Genomic DNA, 3,773 nt, shown 5'->3' on the forward strand with positions numbered 1-3,773 from the left:
CCGAGGGTCGTGCCGGTGCCGTGCGCCTCGACCGCGTCCACGTCACCGGCCGACAGCCCGGCGTTCGCCAGGGCGGCACGGATCACCCGCTGCTGCGACGGCCCGTTGGGGGCCGTGAGGCCGTTGCTGGCACCGTCCTGGTTGACGGCCGAGCCGCGCACGACAGCCAGCACCGGATGACCGTTGCGCCGCGCGTCCGACAGCCGCTCCAGGACCAGCATGCCCGCGCCCTCGCCCCAGCCGGTGCCGTCCGCGTCGTCGGAGAAGGACCGGCAGCGGCCGTCCGAGGACAGGCCCCGCTGCCGGCTGAACTCCACCAGGAGGCCGGGGCTCGTCATGACGCTCACACCGCCGGCCAGGGCCAGCGTGCACTCGCCCGCCCGCAGCGCCTGCACCGCCAGATGGAGTGCCACCAGCGAGGACGAGCACGCGGTGTCCACGGACAGAGCGGGGCCCTCCAGACCGAGGGTGTAGGAGATGCGCCCGGAGACGACGCTGGCCGCGATGCCCGTGGCCAGGTAGCCGTCGGACTCCTTGGGCGAACGCTGCATCAGCGTGCTGTAGTCCTGGCCGTTGGTGCCCGCGAAGACGCCGGTCCTGCTGCCGCGCAGGCTGGTGGGGTCGATGCCCGCGCGTTCGATGGCCTCCCAGGACGTCTCCAGCAGCAGCCGCTGCTGCGGGTCCATGGCGACGGCCTCGCGCGGGGCGATACCGAAGAAGGCGGGGTCGAAGTCGGCGGCGCTCTCCAGGAAGGAGCCGGTCCGCACGTAGGTCGTGCCGATGTGGTCGGGGTCCGGGTCGTAGAGGCTGTCGATGTCCCAGCCGCGGTCTGCCGGGTACTCCACGATCGCGTCCTCGCCGGCGGCCAGCATCCGCCACAGTCCCTCGGGGGAGTCCGCGCCTCCGGGGAAGCGGCAGCCCATGCCGACGACGGCGATGGGGTCGTCGTCGGCCGCGGGGGCGGCGGGAGCCAGGGCCGCCTCGGGGGCCTGGTCCGCCGTACCGAGGAGTTCGTCCAGCAGGTACTGGGCGAGCGCGGTGGGCGTGGCGTAGTCGAAGACCAGGGTGGCCGGGAGGGCCAGACCGGTCTCGGCGGCGAGCCGGTTGCGCAGCTCCACGCCGGTCAGTGAGTCGAAGCCGGTCTCCTTGAAGGGGCGTCCGGCGCCTATGACGTCGGCGGAGGCGTGACCGAGCACCTGGGCGGCGCTCTCGCGCACCAGGTCCAGCAGTGCCTTGTGCCGGTCGGCCGGGGCGACCCCGGCCAGTCGCCGGGGCAGGGCGGTGCCGTCCTGGACGGTCTCCGCGTGCTGTCGGGTGACGGCGCGGCGGGTGGTGCGCGGCGCCAGCGCGCGCAGGACGGCCGGGAGGTGGCTGCTCGCGCGCAGGGCCGCGCGGTCCAGTCGTACCGGCACGAGGGTGGGCCGTCCGGCGGTCAGGGCCGCGTCGAACAGCGCGAGGCCCTGCTCGGCGGAGAGCGGCAGGATGCCCTCGCGGGCGATCCGGGCCAGGTCGACCTCGCCGAGGTCACCGCCCATGCCGCCGAGTTCCGGCCCCCACAGGCCCCAGGCGAGGGAGACGGCGGGCAGGCCGCGGGCCTGCCGATGGGCGGCCAGGCCGTCGAGGAACGCGTTGGCGGCGACGTAGTTGCCCTGTCCGGCGCCGCCGAAGGGGGACGCCGCCGAGGAGAAGAGCACGAAGGCGCGCAGCGGCAGTTCGGCGGTCAGCTCGTGCAGGTGCCAGGCCGCGTCGACCTTCGGACGCAGTACGGCGTGCAGGTCGTCCGGGGTGAGCGTGCTCAGGAGACCGTCCGCGACGACACCGGCCGTGTGCACGACCGCGGTCAGCCGGTCGCCGATCGAGCCCACCAGCTCGGTCATGGCCTCGCGGTCGGCGGCGTCGGCGGCCACCATCCGCACGCTCAGGCCGAGCGCGGCCAGTTCACCGAGCCAGTCCGTCCAGCGGGGGTCGCGCCCGGAGCGGGAGACCAGCACCAGTTCCCGTACGCCATGGGCTTCGGCGAGGTGGCGGACCACCAGCCGGCCCAGGCCCCCGGTCGCACCGGTGACGAGGACCACGCCGTCGGAGAGAGAGCCAGTGGACGCGGGGGTGGTGGACGCGGGGGTGGTGAGTGCGGGAGTGGTGAGTGCGGGAGTGGTGGATGCCGGGGCGGTGAGTTCGACGGGCTTGAGGCGGGCGACGTACGCGCGGCCGGCACGGACCGCGACCCACGGCTCGTCGGAGGCGGCGAGGCCGGCGTGGAGCGTCTCGGTGTCGACAGGCGCGGTGCCCGTCCCCGTTGCCGCCTCCGTTGCCGCCTCCGTTGCCGTCCCCGTTGCCGACGCCGTCGCCTCGACTTCGAGCAGGGCGAACCGTCCCGGGTTCTCCGACTGGGCGGAGCGCATGAGTCCGCGCACCGGCTCGGCCACCAGCTCGGTGTCCGTCCCGGCCGGCTCCGACCGGGTCACCACGACGAGCCGGGAATCCCTCGTGCGCGGGTCGGCCAGCCAGTCCTGGACCACCTCCAGCAGGCGCTGCGTGACGGCGTGCACCCGCTCGGGCAGCGGACGCCGCGGATCACCGCTGCCCGGCTCGTACACGACGACCGGCGGCAGCGTCCGGCCGTCCGGCAGACCGGCCACGGCCTCGTACGGACTCCACTCCACCGGAGCGTCCAGCGGGCGGCCCGACGCCGGGACCCACTCCACCTCGAACAGCGAGTCCCGCCCGACGGGAGCCGCGGAGACGGGCAGTTCGTCGGCCGTGAGCGGGCGCAGCGTCACCGCCTCGGCAGTCAGTACGGCCGCCCCGTCGTCGTCCGCGGCGCTGATCTCCACGGTGTCCGTGCCCGCGGGTGTCAGACACACGCGCAGGGACCGGGCGCCGGTCGCGTGGGCGCGCACCCCGCGGACCGAGTGGGCGAGGAGCCGTCCGGCGGAGGTGACGGTGCCGAGGTGCGAGGCGAGTTGCAGAGCCGTGTCCAGCACGGCGGGGTGGACCCCGTACCGGTCGGCGTCCGCGTCGTCCTCCGCGCTCTCCGGAAGGCGCACCTCCGCATACAGCCGTCCGTGGGCCTCCCAGGCCACGCCCACACCGTCGGGCACCGGCCCGGCCACCTCGACGGCGCCCTCCGGGGGCCAGGAGACGAGGTCGGCCTCCGGCGCCGCGGTGGCGTCGTCCCAGGGGGCCAGCGCGCCGACGGCGTGCTCGCGCCAGCCGTCCTGGCCGGTGGTGGTGCCGTCGGCGCGCGCGTGGACGCGCAGCGAACGGCGCCCCTCGGCGTCCGGCGCCGCGAGGGCGAGCTGGACGACCGTGCCTCCGGCGGCGGGTACGACGATCGGCGCGGACACGGTCAGTTCTCTGATCACCGGCACCTGTACCTGCTCACCGACGTGGGTCAGCAGATCGACCAGGGCCGCCGTCGGAAGCACCGCGGCCTCACCGACACGGTGGTACGTCAGCCAGGGCTGCGCCTGCTGCGAGAGGCGAGCGGTCCAGAGGAGGCTCCCCTCCCCCGCGACCTCCAACGCCGCGCCGAGCAAGGGGTGTTCGGCCCCTTCAAGGCCTACGGCCCGCAGGTCGCCGCTGCCTGCGCCGGGGCCGTCCTCCAGCCAGTAGCGGTGGCGTTGGAAGGCGTAGGTGGGCAGGTCCACACGCTGGGCACCGGTCCCGGTGAACACCGCCTTCCAGTCCACCCCGACCCCGTGAGCCCAGACCCGGGCCAGCGCCGACACCAGCGCCTTCTCCTCCGGACGACCACCACGCAACGCGGGAAC

Annotated in this window: 1 protein-coding gene; it reads right to left on the reverse strand. The window is 75.0% G+C overall.

What is annotated here, in order from left to right:
* A partial coding sequence (locus ACZ4U1_RS40125) for a type I polyketide synthase (protein WP_467909125.1) occupies nt 1–3,773 on the reverse strand: 3,773 nt, incomplete at both ends.

The organism is Streptomyces sp. NPDC028928 (assembly GCF_055564915.1).